General features: G+C 45.3%; 18 protein-coding genes. 16 read left to right on the top strand and 2 right to left on the bottom strand.

The genetic code is table 11. The features are described from left to right. Positions 1-36 precede the first annotated feature (36 nt). Complete coding sequence (locus P4S53_RS05430; RefSeq protein WP_337111753.1) at positions 37-624, bottom strand: TetR/AcrR family transcriptional regulator; 588 nt, start codon at positions 622-624, stop codon at positions 37-39. A 108-nt stretch (positions 625-732) separates the two neighbouring features. On the opposite strand from P4S53_RS05430, the gene P4S53_RS05435 reads away from it, so the two are divergent. From P4S53_RS05435 to P4S53_RS05455, 5 genes are all read left to right on the top strand, one after another. After that, entirely contained in the window at positions 733-1188 is a 456-nt protein-coding gene (locus P4S53_RS05435; RefSeq protein ID WP_337111754.1) for an HPP family protein, read from the top strand. A 129-nt stretch (positions 1189-1317) separates the two neighbouring features. Further along, entirely contained in the window at positions 1318-2655 is a 1338-nt protein-coding gene (locus tag P4S53_RS05440) for an iron-containing redox enzyme family protein (RefSeq protein ID WP_337111755.1), read from the top strand. Next, positions 2655-3902 (top strand): MFS transporter, encoded by a 1248-nt coding sequence (locus P4S53_RS05445; protein ID WP_337111756.1) that lies wholly within the window; start codon positions 2655-2657, stop codon positions 3900-3902. The genes P4S53_RS05440 and P4S53_RS05445 overlap by 1 nt, the downstream gene beginning before the upstream one ends. Positions 3903-3934: 32 nt before the next feature. After that, positions 3935-5134 (top strand): trans-sulfuration enzyme family protein, encoded by a 1200-nt coding sequence (locus P4S53_RS05450; RefSeq protein WP_337111757.1) that lies wholly within the window; start codon positions 3935-3937, stop codon positions 5132-5134. Then, a complete protein-coding gene (locus P4S53_RS05455) occupies positions 5131-5994 on the top strand; it encodes a dienelactone hydrolase family protein (protein ID WP_337111758.1) in 864 nt (287 codons plus the stop codon). The genes P4S53_RS05450 and P4S53_RS05455 overlap by 4 nt, the downstream gene beginning before the upstream one ends. Here P4S53_RS05455 and P4S53_RS05460 read toward each other — a convergent pair. Next, positions 5975-6997, bottom strand: a complete 1023-nt coding sequence (locus tag P4S53_RS05460; protein WP_337111759.1) for a GlxA family transcriptional regulator — start codon at positions 6995-6997, stop codon at positions 5975-5977. The two genes, P4S53_RS05455 and P4S53_RS05460, sit on opposite strands and share 20 nt — an antisense overlap. A gap of 354 nt (positions 6998-7351) precedes the next feature. Here P4S53_RS05460 and P4S53_RS05465 point away from each other — a divergent pair, with 354 nt between their 5' ends. The 11 genes from P4S53_RS05465 (at position 7352) to P4S53_RS05515 (ending at position 17051) form a co-directional block, all read left to right on the top strand. Then, positions 7352-8239, top strand: a complete 888-nt coding sequence (locus tag P4S53_RS05465; RefSeq protein ID WP_337111760.1) for a DMT family transporter — start codon at positions 7352-7354, stop codon at positions 8237-8239. 468 nt (positions 8240-8707) lie between these two features. Continuing rightward, on the top strand, positions 8708-9097 hold the full coding sequence (locus P4S53_RS05470) for a VOC family protein (protein WP_337111762.1): 390 nt from the start codon (positions 8708-8710) through the stop codon (positions 9095-9097). Between the two features lie 136 nt (positions 9098-9233). Continuing rightward, positions 9234-9701: a PhzA/PhzB family protein gene (locus P4S53_RS05475; protein WP_337111763.1), complete on the top strand. Its 468-nt coding sequence runs from the start codon at positions 9234-9236 to the stop codon at positions 9699-9701. Between the two features lie 97 nt (positions 9702-9798). Continuing rightward, positions 9799-10428 carry an isochorismatase family protein gene (locus tag P4S53_RS05480; protein WP_337111764.1) on the top strand — a complete coding sequence of 210 codons (630 nt, stop codon included), beginning with the start codon at positions 9799-9801 and terminating at the stop codon, positions 10426-10428. Further along, positions 10421-12352, top strand: a complete 1932-nt coding sequence (locus P4S53_RS05485) for a chorismate-binding protein (RefSeq protein WP_337111765.1) — start codon at positions 10421-10423, stop codon at positions 12350-12352. Before P4S53_RS05480 ends, P4S53_RS05485 begins: the two co-directional genes overlap by 8 nt. Beyond that, on the top strand, positions 12337-13188 hold the full coding sequence (locus P4S53_RS05490; RefSeq protein WP_337111766.1) for a PhzF family phenazine biosynthesis protein: 852 nt from the start codon (positions 12337-12339) through the stop codon (positions 13186-13188). The genes P4S53_RS05485 and P4S53_RS05490 overlap by 16 nt, the downstream gene beginning before the upstream one ends. A 20-nt stretch (positions 13189-13208) precedes the next feature. Beyond that, positions 13209-13838, top strand: a complete 630-nt coding sequence (locus P4S53_RS05495) for a pyridoxine 5'-phosphate oxidase C-terminal domain-containing protein (protein ID WP_337111767.1) — start codon at positions 13209-13211, stop codon at positions 13836-13838. Further along, positions 13819-14322 (top strand): hypothetical protein, encoded by a 504-nt coding sequence (locus tag P4S53_RS05500; protein ID WP_337111768.1) that lies wholly within the window; start codon positions 13819-13821, stop codon positions 14320-14322. The genes P4S53_RS05495 and P4S53_RS05500 overlap by 20 nt, the downstream gene beginning before the upstream one ends. Positions 14323-14402: 80 nt before the next feature. Then, a complete protein-coding gene (locus P4S53_RS05505) occupies positions 14403-14909 on the top strand; it encodes a hypothetical protein (RefSeq protein ID WP_337111769.1) in 507 nt (168 codons plus the stop codon). Beyond that, positions 14909-16291 (top strand): aldehyde dehydrogenase family protein, encoded by a 1383-nt coding sequence (locus P4S53_RS05510; RefSeq protein ID WP_337111770.1) that lies wholly within the window; start codon positions 14909-14911, stop codon positions 16289-16291. The genes P4S53_RS05505 and P4S53_RS05510 overlap by 1 nt, the downstream gene beginning before the upstream one ends. Positions 16292-16361: 70 nt before the next feature. Further along, positions 16362-17051, top strand: a complete 690-nt coding sequence (locus tag P4S53_RS05515; RefSeq protein ID WP_337111771.1) for a class I SAM-dependent methyltransferase — start codon at positions 16362-16364, stop codon at positions 17049-17051. Positions 17052-17054 lie beyond the last annotated feature (3 nt).

Here is a 17054-nt window from a genome sequence, read left to right on the forward strand (position 1 = left end):
AGTTCACTTTAAACGTGATGAAATCAGCCACCCGGCTCAAAGCCGAGTGACTGATTTATCGATGAGTGCCAGCAACACACCCACACACTTCTCTGCCGCATCCAGATCTTTCCCGACAAATGCCGACACAATCGCCCCTTCTTTCAACAGGCAAATAGTATCCAGTAAGAGGTCGTCTGGTGAGTGAAGGTGTTGCTCAATCAGCGTCCGGACTTTGCGTTTGTGCTCGCTGCAATAGTCAGCAATCGCGGTGTTTTCTTCGCTGAATTCAGCCGATGCGTTGATAAAGAAGCAGCCGCGAAAAGGGCTTAAGGTCGGCACCCGGCCATGGAACCAGTCGCTCAGGCCCTTGAACAGAAAGGTGATCACTTCTTCATCATTGCTCGTCGGCGCTAATTGCTGTGCCAGCCACGTCATAAAAATTTCGTCGCGCGCTGCCAGTGCCGCGAGTATGAGCTCGTCTTTACTGCTGAAGTAGCTGTAGAGCGTTTTCTTTGCCACCCCAGAGACTTTCAGCACTTCGTTGATCCCCACCGCATGAATGCCCTGGCGGTAAAACAGGGTGAGCGCGGTATTTGTCAGCAGTTGTTTTTTGTCCGTTTTCAATGACTTTGTCGTACTCATGCATCCTCCTGAACTGAAAAGCATCTTGACATCAGTAGACTGACTTGTCTACTCTGTTTTTGTCTTGTAGACAGATCGGTCTACTTTATATCAAAGAAGGAGTACAACATGAATCAATACGGGATTGCACTGTTATCCGGGCTGGGTGCGGCGGTCGCTATCGGATTATTGTCGCTGGCAGAGAACCTGACGTCGGCCGGGTTGTGGTTGATGGCCCCTTTCGGTGCAACGGCGGTGTTGGTCTTCGGTGTGCCGGACAGTCCGTTAGCACAACCCAAAAATGTAATCGCCGGTCATTTGTTAACGGCATTGATTGGGGTGTTTTTTGTCAGCTTTGTTGGCGTTACCCCCTTCACTCTGGCGCTGGCTTCAGGTCTGGCGGTCTCTGTCATGTTGCTGACCAAAACAACTCATCCGCCAGCGGGCGCGAATCCGCTTTTGATCATGCTGACCGGGCAGAGCTGGTCGTTTCTGATCACGCCGGTATTGATTGGCGCAGTGGTGATGGTACTGGTTGGTCAACTGGTCAATAAAGGTCTCTGGCGCTGGCGAAGGGCAGCCTGATCGCGGTGAAATGTCACTTTTATGGTGAAAAAATGTCTCTTTTTACGCTATGAAACTGATTCAATGGTTAATAGGATTGAGCCAACTTATTCATCATTCGATTGATAACCACACCCACAGGAAATTGTTGTGTCTGATTCTCTTTCTTACGTACTGATCAATAGCGTTGAACTGTTTTCGGACTACCAGCAGTCGCTGATAGAACTACTGAAACTCAGTCAGGCTGACGACGCAATTTTAGGTTTTGATGCCAGCTTTGATGAACAGAAAGCGAGCCGGTATTTATCATCACTGGAAAGAGATATCGCCAGCCAGGTGCTGCAAATTCTGATCGGCATGCAAAACGGCACAGTGGTGGTTTGCTGCTTCTTTAAAAAGAGCCATCAGCAAACCACCAGACATATATGTGATTTGCAAAAGGGGATGATTCATCCCCACTGCCGCAGCCAGGGTATATTGGAACAGACACTGGCAGCGATAGCACAATCGTGCATGGCACAGGGTGTCGAGCTGCTCACGCTGGATGTGCGGGGCGGTTCGAAGGCTCACCGAATCTGGAATAAATGTGGTTTTGAAACTTATGGAATCCTGAATGATTACAGCCGCTATCAGGGGCAGTCATTCGAGGGACATTTCATGAAACAACGAACCGTTGATCTCTGGAACCGTTTTAAAACATTCTACAAACAAGGAAGTCAAACTATGTCAGTTGGCGCTGAACTTATTCATAAAAAAGATTTTCGCGAATTAATGCGTGAGACATTAGAAAATCACCTGACCTTAGGTCACCCCCTGTTTAAATATCTGCTGGATGAAAATAATCCGAACCCGGATCTCTTAAAGTTCACCACTTTGCAGGGATACCAGCTTACGAAACATTTCCTGACCTATATTGAGCATCTGTTCTTTCACTGTCCTTTGCCAAAACATAAACGGGCGCTGTTGCACAACATGTATGAAGAAGAAACCGGCCGGTTATCGAATACCAAAAACCATGTTGAGCTGATGCAGGATTTTATCAAGGCATTGGGCATTTCAGACACTGAGCGTGACGCGGCGATTGCGTTACCCCAGACCCAAGCATTGATTGATTACCGCTTGATTGCCTGTAAAAACCCGGATTTGTACCACATCGGTGCAGCGGCCGTGATGGTCGCCAGTGAAGGCCAGAATCTGGAAAGTGTGGGCGACGAAGCGCGCCACAATATTCTCGGTAAAGTGTATGACCTGAAAGAAGCCGATTTGCTGTTCTTCTCTGTTCATCAGGAAGAAGATGTCGGCCATGTCCAACAAGGTCTGGCGCTGCTGGCTGATCTCTGTGATACACCGAAAAAGCAACAGGAAGCGCTTGAAGCGATTAATACCACCTGCGAGCTGTTTTATGGAATGTATCAAGGGGTGTATGAACACTTTGGTTACGATAAAAAAGATCAACAGGTGAAAGCGGAGTCGCTTCAGGAGGCCTGATGGATATATCCCGTAATAAACAGATCATCGCCATTTTCGTTGGCGTGCTGGTGACCTTCTGGGCGTCATCGATTAAGGGCAGCTATCAGGTTTACTTCCTGGATTTAGCCAGCATGTGCGGATTGGGGCGGGGTGTCTTCTCGTTAACCAGCGCCTTGTTTGGCTTGTCGATTGGTATTCTGTCTCCTGTGGTCGGCTGGATATGTGATCGCATCGGCCCGGCGCTGACGATTTTGTCTGGCGCTGTGGTTGCGGTGTTTGTCTATCTGCTGATGGCGGTGTCATTCAACTTCTGGCTGTTTCTGGTGTTGTTCGGCGTGCTGGCTGCTTATGCATTGACGGCGATGACCTTTGTGCCGCTGGCGCTTTTGGTCGACCGTATCTTTGACAGCCAGAACAAGGGTATGGCGTATGCCGCCATCACCAACGGGACAGCGATTGGCTTTATGGTGCTGTCGCCATTCTGGGTGTGGCTGAATACCTTTGTGATCTGGCAAGACATCAGCCTGATCATCTTCGGTGTGTTTGCTGTGGTGATCCTGCCTGCCTGTATCTGGTTGTGCCGCGTGTTTCCACGCCGGGAGTTTGTCTCTGAGACAGCTGCCGAGAGCCACGAAGATGATTTGAAATGGCATCAACACCTGAGAAAACCACTGTTTCTGTTACTGGCGCTGTCATTCGGCGGTTGTGGTGCCTCAATGGCATATGTCGATGTGCATTTGGTTCCTATGTTACAGGAACGCTTTACCGGGGGAGAAGGGGAGGCCACCATAGTCGCTTCATCATTGAGCGTGCTGGGTGCCGCAGAACTCATCGGTGCGTTTTTAGTGGGTTATTTACTGCGTTATTCGGCACCGGCATTGATGCTGTCTCTGCTTTACGCGGTCCGTGGTGCTTCTATGCTGATTGTGCTCTCAGCAGACAGTTTACTGCTGTGCATGATTTTTGCTGTGCTGTTTGGCCTGACCTATATGGGTACCGTGATAGTGACGTCCCTCATGTGTCTGAAAGCTTACGGCGAGAAAGTGAAAGGCAAGATTTTTGGCTGCCTGTTTACTGTCCATCAGGTGTTCGTATTTGGCACGGTATGGCTGGGCGGCCTGTCGTATGATGCGACGCAAAGTTATTCCTTCATCACACTCGCGGTGACCGGGTTGTGCTTTGTTTCTGTTGCCACGGGACTGGTTTTTTACTTCTCTGATGCCTTTAAAGAGAAGCCGCAATCGCAGGTTGTTACACCATCTTAATCGCCGACTCAATGATGAAAGGAATAAAAAGCATGGAGCAATCAACCCGAGCAATACACATGGGTTTTCCTTCACTGGATGACTCTCATGCCGCTGCCATTGCCATGACATCGGCCTATGATTTTACCTCGGCGCAGGAAGCCAGTGACAGGTTCAACGGTGTGACAGAAGGGAATATTTACAGCCGTTTTACCAACCCGTCGGTCGAACATTTCGAACGTAAACTGGCCTCGCTGGAAAACGCGGAATCCGCTGTGGCCTTTGCCTCTGGCATGGCAGCTTATCTGGCTCTGGCCATGACGTTTCTAAAACAGGGCGACCATGTGGTGCTGGCCAGCGGTATTTTCGGCACCACGACTCACCTGTTTCGTCAGTATTTCGGCCAGTTCGGAATCACGGCGACCTGCGTGGATCTCGATGATCAGCACGCCTGGCAAGCCGCCATGTGTGACCGTACCCGCATGATTTTGGTTGAATCTCCCACCAACCCACTGCTGAAAGTGGCGGATTTAACCTGGTTATCCGGGTTGGCAAAACGAAATAATGCCCTGTTGGTGGTGGATAACACTTTGCTGTCACCGGTCAACCAGCGTCCGTTAAATCATGGTGCTGATCTGGTGTTGCACTCGACCGGTAAATTTATGGACGGGCAGGGCAGAACGGTCGGCGGCGTCATCGCCGGACGTAAAGACGTGATCCAGCCATTGAAAAATTATCTGCGCAGCTCCGGGACTTGCATGAATGCTTTTACGGCTTGGGTGCTGAGTCACGGTCTGGATACGCTGACGGCCAGAATGGCCATGCATGAACAGAACGCCAGAGCGGTCGAAGCTTGGTTGCGTCAGCAGCCTTGTGTGCAGCAAGTATTTTCCACCTTCAGCGATTCGCACCCGCAGGCCAAGGTGATTGCCAAGCAGCAGACCGGCCACAGCCCGGTGATCAGTTTTGTCGTGGATGGTGGTCAGAAAGCGGCCTGGCGTTGTATCGACGCGCTGAATCTGGTCGCCCGCTGTACCAATATTGGTGATACCAAGTCGATGGTGACTCACCCGGCTTCAACGACCCACTGCCGGTATTCTCAGGACGAGAAACAGCAGTATGGCATCTCAGACGGCCTGGTCAGGTTGTGTGTCGGTCTGGAAGCCAGTCAGGATATCATTCAGGATCTGAGGCAGGCACTGGCTGCCTCTCAGGTAACACATTCACTCAGGGAAGTTGTATCGCTGTCATGAAGAACACATTTCGTAACGCTGCTCTTTGGGTTGCTTCAGTGCTGGTAACCAGCACTGTCAATGCGGCGCAGAGCCATACGGCAAATGCTTTGTCTAAACACAATTATGTCGCTTTTCAGTCCGGAAAAACGACTGATCGTCCGGTGACTGTGGCTGCACGTTTCACCAAACCTGCTGGTATTGACACTCCCCTGCCTGCGGTCATCATCGTGCACGGTTCTGGTGGGGTGGATGAGCGCGGCGAGCTTTACAGCCAGGCACTGAACAGGCAGGGCTTCGCCACATTAGAAATCGACATGTGGGCAGCGCGCGGGCTGGAAGGTGGTTTGTCCCGGCCGAAACATGTCAAAGACACGTTACCGGACGTGTACGCAGCGATTGATTATCTGAAATCCCGGCAGGACATCAACGCCAGCGAACTGGGTTTGATTGGCTTTTCCTGGGGCGGTGTGGTTGCCATGCTGATGGCGGGCGAGCAGGAATCCGGTGCACTGAAAGCGCTGGTGGCCAATTATCCTGTGTGCTGGGCCTATAACAAGGTGCCGGGTTATCCGTTTACCGCCATTGCTGCAGACCGCCACTTGATGATTCTGTCTGGCGAAGAGGACAAATATGATGATCCGGATGATTGCAAGACGTTGGTCAGCCAGCTGCCACAGTCAAGCCAGTCACTGGTCAAACTGGTGACGCTGCCCGGTGCCACGCACGCTTTTGAGTTGCCCAGAGCAGAAAGCCTTTTCTTCGATCCCTATGCCTTTCAGGGCAAGGGCGGAAATGTCCCCATCCGCTATAACCCGGAGGCCACCAAACATGCTCTCAAACTGGCGTCGCAGTTTTTTGTTACCCAGTTGAGCGATTGAACAGGTATCTCCCTGTACTTTCGGCCGCCGCGTCTACTTTAGCGGCGGATTCTTTTGGCAGGGTTTTATACTTTTTCTTCCAGGCGGCCCGCAATGAGCTGGCCTGGGGGAAGCCGGATTTAAACGCCGCGACTTCAATGGTGTCACCATTTTCAATGTAGCTCTTCGCTTCTTCCAGTCTCAGCTCGACCAGAAATTCCCGGATGGTCAGACCGGTAGCGTTTTTAAATTCTCGCTGCATGTGGCGGGCAGAGACCCGGAAAGCGTCCGCGATATCGGCAAGCGCCAGTTTTTCATGCAGTCGGGTTTGCAGATAATCCTGAATGGAATGCACCAGCGGTGAAATGTGGCTGCGGTAGCTGACTTGTTTGGAGATTTGCGGATCGTTGGCCATACGACGTCGGTATACCACCAACTCTCGTGCGACTTCCATGGCAAACCGGCTGCCGCTGATCTCTTCGATGAGCTGAAGGGCGAGATCAATACCGGCCGTTACACCTGCCGTAGTGTAGACCTGACCATCCTGCACAAAAATCCGTTCCGGTAACACGTCTGCTGCAGGAAAGTGCCGTGACAGCGCCTCTGTCAGTTTGTGGTGGGTTGTCGACTGACGGTTATCCAGCCAGCCTGCTAATCCCAGTAAAAAAGCCCCGGTGCAAATGCCGAGAATCCGGGTATCGGCTTTCGGGGTGCGTCTTAGCCATTCAATACAACGCTCACTGGCCTGATTCCGGTATATCCCTTCATGATATTTCGACGCACAAACAACCACGATGGCATTCTCTGGCAGGGCTGACGGCAAAGGCTGAATACCGCCGAGAGTGAGCCCCTGATGACTGCTCAGGGTGGATTGGTCACTGATGAAATGCAGATTCAGAGCCATGCCATAGCTGATGGCTTCGTGAAAAGCCTGGCAGGGACCGGCCAGATCGAGTAAATGCACGTCAGGAGTCAGCAGGAAGAAGATATCAATCGGAGTCGTATTCGGGTTGGCATGTTTCATTGCCATTCAGTCCATTGCGCATGAGTCCAGGGAACAATGTACCACCCAGCCAGACAGAGTGACTAGTGCAATTGAAGGAATATGGTGGTGTCTGATTTAACTATATGAATTAATTAATTTTATTGTTGAGGCGTGGCGATGGAATGCGGCGTGAACGGCTGTCATGATTTCGGATCCTATACCGATGCAGGGAGAGACGAAACCGTATCACGGTTTCAGTTAATGCCGATAATTACTGATATGTCTGAATGTAAGGGTCGTGTGTCCGATTGGAGATATGTATTTCTGAGCTGACCTGAGACAATGAATACATACGTATAGCGTATTTTTCTGCAATCTCAGCGAAGGCGGCGCATGATCTACTTATTTCCCTTATTGACGGTTTCAATTTGGGCAGGGAATGCCATTGTTAACAAACTTTCCTACAGCGTAATCGATCCGGGAGCGATCGCCTTTTACCGCTGGTTTTTTGCCATGCTGGCACTGACCCCTTTTGTGATCACTTCTGTGATCCGTCAGTGGTCAGACATTAAACCGCATTTGTCGAAGCTGGCATTGCTGGCGTTTTTGGGCATGGTGCTGAACCAGTCATTGGGGTATTTTGCCGCGCCGACCACCACAGCGACCAATATGGCCTTGATTATGTCACTGGTTCCTCTGATGAGTATGTTTCTGAGTGTGCCGATCCTGAAACAAAGGCTATCGCCTTTGGCAATGGTGGGTGCTGTACTGTCGCTTGGCGGGCTGGTATTGATGCTCAGCCACGGCGATCCGTCTCAGCTGCTGTCTCAGGGGATGAGTCAAGGGGATGCTTTACTCCTGCTGGCAGCTTTTGTGTATGCACTCTACTGTGTGCTGATCAAACGTTGGGACATGCCGCTGAGTAACTGGCAATCTGTGTATGTTCAGGGCATGTTTGCCGTCCTGTTTCTTTTACCGATGCTCTTTACCAGCCAGCGGATCGGCATTACCGGTGAGTCGCTGCCGCTGATCCTGTTTGCTGCAATACCGGCCTCGGTCATTGCACCCTGGTGCTGGATGAAAGCCATTAAGATGCTGGGCGCAGATAAAACGGCCATGTTCATGAACCTGATGCCTGTGATTACCGCAATTATCGCCAGTGTTCTGCTGAACGAGCAGCTGGAAGCGGTGCATTTGATCGGCGGCGGTTTAGTGCTTTGCGGGGTGGCAGTTGCCCAGCTGAGACTGAAAGCCCGCCAAAGCAAGCTGGTGACGGCATAACAGCAAATTTGCCAAAAATAACATTCAGAAAAGCAGCGGAAACGCTGCTTTTTTTATCAGTAGTGCACAGTTATTGCTGTTGATTGCTGATAGTCAAATAAATTTGAATTAAAAACCCCGCCCAAGAGAACTCAGTTGCGCAGAAAGATCCGATGATGAATTAATTTTGATGCCATTGTTTTGATGTTGATCAAAATCCATTCGAGAAAATCAAAGGTTATATTCCATATAGGGATAAAATTGATTCTAACTCATTGAACATAAAATGCTTAGTGTGACTATTTCCACAAAAAACACTTAAATAAAAGAGAAATATAGAATAATAAATTATTAAAACAATCACTTATAGTGAGATTTCTGACTATAGATAATTCTATAGGCACTTTTTTGCATATTGAGTATTGAAGTTGTAAATAAAGATGTTAAAGTTTCTCAAAATGTTAATAAGGCAATTTTGAAGGAATGAAAATGGTTAATAAAAACGCACCAGTATCATTAGCTAACCTACATTTGATATATGTGTCAGATGTCGAGCGTTCAACAGATTTATATAAAGAACTTTTTAATGTTGAACCTGTTTTCAGTAGTCCACGTTATGTCGCGTTTCCTACATCTGAATCCGGGAGTGCATTATTTGCATTGTGGTCGGGCGGAGCCGTACCTGATCCTGAAATCCAGAGATATAGTGAAATCGGAATCATGCTAAAAACTAATGATGATGTAAACCTTAAGTTTGAAACGTTAAAAGAACATCCAAGTTTATCTATTGTTAAAGAACCTTATGATGAAGTATTTGGTCGAACTTTTGTTGTAAAAGATCCTGATGGACACTTAATTCGTATCAGTCCACTCGATTAATCATCTTAATCTGGGTATCCGTTGAATTAATTAACATTGATCCTTCTGGTACCCAATTATTAAAATTCTTTTCATTTAGCTATCATCATTGATGTATGGGCGCTATTTTTTACTCTAAAAAAAGTGAATGTTTCTTATGAATGTTGAAGAAAATACAATACGCGAAACAAACCGTGAAGTTGTCAGGAAGTATTTAGAATATACAAAAGGAAAATTGCGATTAGAACGACATAAATTGTATGCAGACGATGCACAAGGAGGGCTTTGGACGACTGAGACCGGTCAACCGATTATCATTCGTGGAATTGAAAGTTTGGAGCGTCATGCACATTGGTCTCTACAATGTTTTCCCGATTGGGAGTGGTATAACATTGAAATTTATACAACGGACAATCCAAATCATATCTGGGTAGAATGTGATGGCAGAGGCATCATTCGTTTTCCGGGGTATCCAGAGAAATATTATGAGAATCACTTTATTCATTCGTTTGAATTACATGATGGGTTGATTATCAGAAATCGAGAGTTTATGAACCCAATCATGCAGTTAAAAGCGTTAGATATCAGTGTTCCGAAAATAAAAAGAGAAGGTATACCTGCCTAATAATTTAATATTGATTTAAATGCCGATAAGATAAATTTAACGTTCATGAATATCATGCTTGATGCCTTCAAGGAAATGGAGTTTAAAAGGATTTTCAATGTATAGGACTCTTAAGTCAGAACCATATAATGCTAACGATTTGATCCTCCCTTCTAATCAAGTTTTGAATTGGGATATTAATAAAAAAAGTTGCGCGCTTCTCGTACATGATATGCAAAGATATTTTGTGAATTCATTACCGGAAGAGACTGCAGAAAATTTAGTGACTGCAACTGAAAGAATCATGCATTGGGCGAGAAAAAATAACATCCCAGTTATCTATAGTGCGCAACCAGGGAGAATGTCACTGGAACAGCGTGGATTACTTGCTGACCTTTGGGGACCCGGCATGCGGACCTGTGAGGAAGACCGTCGGGTGATTAATGAACTCACTCCACAGTCTGACGATATCGTATTAACGAAGTGGCGTTATAGTGCATTCTTTAATTCCGAATTAGAAGAAATACTTTCAGCGCGCGGTTGTGATTCATTAATGATTACGGGCCTGTATGCATCGATAGGTATTCAGGCGACAGCCATTGATGCATTTACACGGGATATTCGTCCAATTGTTATTGCTGATGCAACGGCTGATTTTACAAGAATAAGTCATCAGCAAGCTTTGAATTACATGTCAGACACGTGCGCAAAAGTCATATCAAAATTTGAGTTAGATAATTATGAGTAGTCTGCTATCTTCAATTATTTCAAATCCAGAAAAACCATTTGCTATTATTTATCGCCCCACAATAGACGCTGGAATGATTAACCTATTTCAGTGCAGTGTTGATAAACATATGGTAATTAATGAAGCCATAGAACAGACACAATTAAAATCAGATAAAGGCCTTTTATTACTGCCCTTCAGACAAGTCATAGAGAATGATTATAATGCAATAGACGATGAAATGCCCGTGTTGAGTTTGGCAATTGAGGTATCTGAAAAAATTCCTGTACATGAGTTTATGCATTCCATAACAGATGATTCAGTTAACACAAAGCATGAACATTTTAATTTAAATGATCAAGAGTATAGTCGCCGGGTTCGTCATTTGATTGACAATGAAATCGGACAAGGTGCAGGGTCAAACTTTGTATTGCAACGAAAACTTCATGCAACCATTGATGAATATGAACCATCAAAATTGTTCAGCTTGTTTCGAAATTTATTAAAAACAGAAAGTTCAGCGTATTGGGTTTTCTTGATTCAAACAGGTGAGCAATCGTTTATTGGAGCATCTCCTGAACTACACGCATCTTTAAATAATGGTGAAGTGATGATGAATCCAATTAGTGGTACCTATGCTTACCCATCTGATGGACCGATGGATGAATCAATTCTGAGTTTTCTTTCATGTCAGAAAGAAATCGGAGAGTTATCCATGGTTGTAGATGAAGAACTAAAAATGATGTCTAGCCTCTGTGAATCGGGTGGACAAGTGAGTGCCCTGAAATTAAAACAACTGAGTCGCGTAGCGCATACAGAGTATATTCTGAGTGGTCAAAGTGAAGCGAGTATTGCTAAAGTCTTGAAAGAGACGTTGCCTGCACCAACCGTAACAGGCAGCCCAGTCCAAAATGCTTGTAATGTGATTTCGCGTTATGAGCCTGAAGGACGCCGTTATTACAGCGGAGTTGTGGCATTCGTTGAGAAGCACGGTGAATCTACAGCGCTGGATTCTGCGATCCTCATTCGTACGGCTGAAATCGGTCAGCAAGGTGAAGTAGAAATCACAGCAGGGGCGACCATTGTTAGAGATTCAATTCCGGCTAATGAAACCAACGAAACTCGCAGTAAAGCAGCTTCTTTGTATCATGCAATGTTTGGTGCAGAACAACGTTCGGGAGTCAAACAAGGACTGAACTCACCAGATAAGCAAGCAACTTTGCTGAATGATATCCCGGGGGTTCAGGAGCTATTAGCACGGCGAAGCACAGAAAATTCGAATTTCTGGCGAACTGAACCCAATAAACGAAATCGGCAGGATGACTGTTATCTGGGCAAACAGGTTTTAATCATCGACGGTAACGATACATTCACATCAATGTTAAAGACGTTGTTCACCTCTGCTGGCGCTATTGCGACAGTTGTCAAAGTGGCAGAGGAGATTGATTTTACTTCCTATGACCTGGTGCTGGCAGGGCCTGGACCCGGAAATCCAGAAGATAAATCGGATAAACGCGTCTTTTTAATGCGAAAACTGATCAGAAGATTAATTGAAGCAGAACACCCATTTTTTGCTGTTTGTCTGAGTCATCAATTATTGGCTCAAGAGCTTGGGTTACCAATCATTCGTCTTAATCCGCCAAACCAAGGATTACAGAAAGCCATCACTTTGGGTAACCAAAAAGAACTTGTTGGATTTTATAATACATTTTGTGTTACGGCAGATGATATGACAATTCTCAAAATGAAAGAAAGAGATGTCGACTTATTTTTAGATGAAAAAACACATCAAATATATGCGATCCAAAGCAGTTTTTTTGCATCAGTACAATTTCATTTGGAATCATTTTTAACGGTTAATGGCCCACAAGTTCTCGATTATTTTGTGAAGCCTCTCTTGAATTATCAGTATTTTAAGGAAGCAGAAGTATGCGCAGTCATATAAAATTAGAATATGGTGTGTTTAATGCTTTTACTCACTCGCCAATCTCAGGAAATCCTGTGGCAGTTTTTTATGAGTCTGAGCAATTATCAGCATCATTCATGCAGTCTATTGCCAGTCAACTACAGTTATCTGAAACGACTTTTCTCCATACGAGTCATGATAAAAAAAATGTGGAAGTTCGCATTTTTACACCTGTGAATGAATTACCATTTGCTGGTCATCCGTTAATGGGTACTGCTGCTGCATATGCAAGAAAGTACAACGTTAATGATTTTGTATTTCATACAAAAAAGGGTCCTGCATCAGTCTCAGTTAAACATATCTCTGATGATGTGAGCGAAGTGGAGATGACAGTTCCGCTTGCAACATCACAACCTTTTTCTGAGAAAGATAAATTGCTAAAAGCATTAGGTTTGGAAGGGTCTGAGTTACCCATCGAAATATATGATGCAGGTGCCAGACATGTTTTGGTTTCAGTGAGTGATAAATCTGTGTTACATCAGATCAAACCCAATCATACCGCGCTTGAAGCATTCGAAAATATGGCAATTAACTGTTTTTGCTGGGATGGAGATAGCATTGAAAATCGAATGTTTTCACCAGCGTATGGCGTCAAAGAAGATGCTGGTACGGGTTCTGTGGTATGGCCAATAGCACAACATCTGGTTCAATATGGACAGTTTTCACTCAATAAAAAACTGATGATACTGCAAGGGACACAACTGAGCCGGCAATCTGAAATGTATGGTGAAATTAAGTCTGATCAAGGTATCGGAACCCATGCAATATTATCAGGAAATGTTTATCACTTCTCGGATTGTCAAGCCAGAATTTAATTGAGTGAAAGAGATAAAAAATGAGTAGACTTGAGTCATTAACTGGGCGATTGAATTTACCATTTCCACAATATGATACACCACCGGGTTCACCTAAGGAAATTATAAGTCAATGGATCACCCGAGCCCGATCCGGTGATGTCAGAGAACCTGACGCTTATACACTTGCGACATGTAATGCTGCCGGTGAAATAACAATGAGAACCATGTTTCCGATCGCTATAGACGGCGAAGTCATGTTATTTGCAACGCATAGTTGTAGTCGAAAAGGGAGTGATATCAGAGAAAGTGGTATCGCGAGTGCACATATTTACTGGCGTGAGATCGGTCGTCAGTTAAGTGTTTCCGGTACAATGAGTTTAGCGGATGAATCGATCGCTGAGTCGGCATGGAATGCACGTGATGCTGCTTATGATCCTGTTTCTGTTGTGTCTCATCAAAGTGAAAAATTTAATGATTTTGATTCATTTTATAGAGATGTTAAAGGATATGAAAATCAAGGGAAACAACCAAAGCCTGAACGTTTTGTTGTTTATGCGTTGAAAATTAATCATTGTGAATTTTGGTCGGCAAACCAAGACCGGATTCATCAAAGATTAGCTTATACATTGACTGAAAAAGGATGGTACTGTGAAAGATTACAGCCATGATCTGAACGAAATTGAAAACTTAAATAAACCTGATCTTTTTATTCAGTCAATAATTAAATGGCATTTTTCTGAAGAAACAGGGTCAGAGTTCTGGTTGAAAATACGTTCTGAGTTGGAGTTTGATCCAATAAAGGAAGTTAACACTTTTAGCGACTTGAAGAAGTTTCCTGATTTTTCAGAACGTTTAAGAACGGTTCCTGTCGAGCAATTAATTCCACGTGGATTGAAAGATGATAAGAACTTTTCAGTTTATGAAAGTGGAGGAACCACTGGGGCACCTAAGTATGTGATAGCCTATGATGCATGGATCAATAATCTTGTAGATTGGCGAATGTCCTCCTATAAAAATCGTCCGGGTCGCCCAACAGGGAATACCTTGGCCGCGGTCCCTACGGGGCCACATATTGTTGGTGCTATCAATAAAATTCGAGCCAAAGCATTAGGTGGCGTTTTTTTTCGATCGATATTGATCCCCGTTGGGTAAAACAGTTAATCTCGAAAAATGAAATGCAGTCAGTTCGGAGTTATTCATCTCATTTAGTTGAACAGATCAGAAATACGCTGTTGACTCAACAGATCCGCTTTCTTGTCACCACGCCACCTATTTTACGAGCCCTGCTCAAAGATGAATCTTTGGTAGAACATATGCGAAAAACGCTTGTTCAGATTACTTTAGGTGGGACAGAAATTGATCTGGATGAAGTTAAATTTATTGCAACAGAAATTTTGCCTGAATGTGAATTCAGTGCGAGCTATGGAAGCACTTCAGCATTAGGTGTTTCTCGCTCTTCACTGATTCATCGTGAGAGCTTATATGTGGAATACGACAACTATAGTCCGTTTATTACGTATGAAGTTGTCAATGCTGCAACACAAGAGCCTGTCAATTATGGTCAGCGGGGACAAGTTATTGTGTCTCATCTGAGCAGATATGCGTTTTATCCCCGTGTGATTGAACGTGATACCGCGATCAGATTAGAAGGAAAACCGGGCCAAGTTGGTGATAGGGTGGCTAATATCTCACCCCTGCGTGTTGTTGAGGGTAATCAGGTGATTGAGGGCGTTTACTGATGGGCACAGAAACGCTGTCTTTATCCGAAATACCAGTCATTAAAGCGATCACTCCTGTTAGCCAAGACAATATCGCACGTTACGTGACTGTTTCTGATATTACAGGTAAAGATTTCGCTCATTTAATTCAATTACCCAAAATGTTTATCAGTCATGCAGTGAATCAGCTTCGCAAAGGTAAACATCTAACGGATGATGAGCGAAAAATCGCCTTAAAAAAAGCAGGTCAGCTTTTTCATTCAGGCACAGTTGGCGGGTTCAATCCGGACGATTACGTCAATCAAGTTGTTTCTGTCACCGGCTTACCAGAAGAGGTTGTTAAGAAGGCTCTTCAAAAGATCGGTGATGCCACCTCGCATGCTTTTCGTGATTCAGCATTGGGTTTCGCGAAAGGCGTCCCAGATGTTTATTCAGATCAGGTGAAACAACGAGGTTGTGCGCAGGTTGTTCGTAAAGGGGAAGTATTAGCTGTCATCGCGCCAGGAAATGGAACAGGCGTTCATGCGCTTTGGCCGCAGGCTATCGCATTGGGATATCGCGTTGTGTTAAGACCATCAGAGCGTGAGCCATGGACAGCGCACCGTTTAGTCCAAGCTTTGACAGAGTCTGGGCTTGCTGATTATGTTGTCATGTTGCCAACCGCTCATGACGGCGTTGAGGAAATCATTGAAGCGGCAGATCTGAGTATCGTGTATGGCGGAGAAGACACCGTCACTCGGTATGAAAACCGTTCTGATGTTCTGGTGCAAGGGCCGGGAAGATCCAAAATGGTGATTGGTAATGATTATCCTCAGCAAGATGCTTTTGAACTTGTTTTTGAATCTGTCCTTGGATTAGGGGGCGCGGCATGTGTCTGCACGAGCAGTGTCTTCATTGAAGGTGATGCCGAAGCGTTTGCCCGTGCTTTTCAGGACTATGTGTACGATCGGCTGCAGGATCCACACGAGAGAGAGCGTTATCTTCCTCAATTGTCATCTCAGCGTTATGACTGGTGGATACAGCAAGTTGAGCAGTATCAGGATTTTATATTCAGTCGGCCGGAAGTGTTTTCTCTAAAATCGGGTACCAGGCAAGTCATGCCATTGATCATGCTGGCTGATTCTACTGATCAACCCATCGTCCAACTTGAATTACCTGTTGCATCGGTAACATTTGTGCCATTTCAACATCAGGCGTGTTTATCATTTTTAGCACCAGCACTTGTTGTCTCGGTTGCGACAAAGAAAGTGGCTTTGATTCAGTCGATCAGTGAGATCCCGGAGATTAGAAACCTATACATTGGTCAGGTTCCTACAATCTGGATGCAAGCCCACGTCCCACATGATGGGTATATTGCTGAGTTTTTAACCCGGTCAAGGGGGTATCGAGTCGATTTTAGTTGAGCGGCAAGTTTTATTCGATGCTTCTTATCAGAAGTTTAATTTAAATTGAGCATTTAGTAGCGAATGATTTATGAATAACCCAACAATAAATGAATTTGATAAAGCGGATTTCCAAGGTGTTTATGAAGGTAAAACATTAATAAGCAGTGCAGAAGTAACTGCCGTCCCTTGGGATATTGGTCGACCACAGCCAGTAGTTCAGGATATTCTGGGAAAAGGTCAGAAAAACAGGTTATTGGATGTTGGTTGTGGATTGGGGCTGAACGCAAAGCAAGCGAATGAATTGGGATATCAGGTCACTGCGATTGATAGCGCAGCAAAAGCGATTGAACATTGTTTAAATGTTCATCAGGAGACCGGCATTCAGTTTCAATTAGCGAATGCTTGCGATACTGGACTCAATGAAAAATTTGATATTATCTTAGATTCAGCTGTTTATCACTCAATTCCATCGAGTGACAGAAGTGCCTATATGAAAGAAATGCGGCGCTTGGCGAATGATAACGCTGAATTTCACCTAATCACCTTTGCGCCATCACAACATGGTATGCCGAAACCTTTAGCAATTGAATTGTCAGAGATTATACAATTGGCCGAAATAAATGATTGGGCGATCCAATCTGTTGAACGGGTGACATATAAAGGAAATGCAGGAGCTATTTCTGATTTCCAAAAGAAAAAGAACCTTAACATACTCACGGATGAAAATGGATTAACTTGTTTACCAAGCTGGCACGTTATTCTCAAAGTGAAAATCTGAAAA

Source organism: Photobacterium sp. Hal280 (assembly GCF_037162255.1).
Taxonomy (GTDB): domain Bacteria; phylum Pseudomonadota; class Gammaproteobacteria; order Enterobacterales; family Vibrionaceae; genus Photobacterium.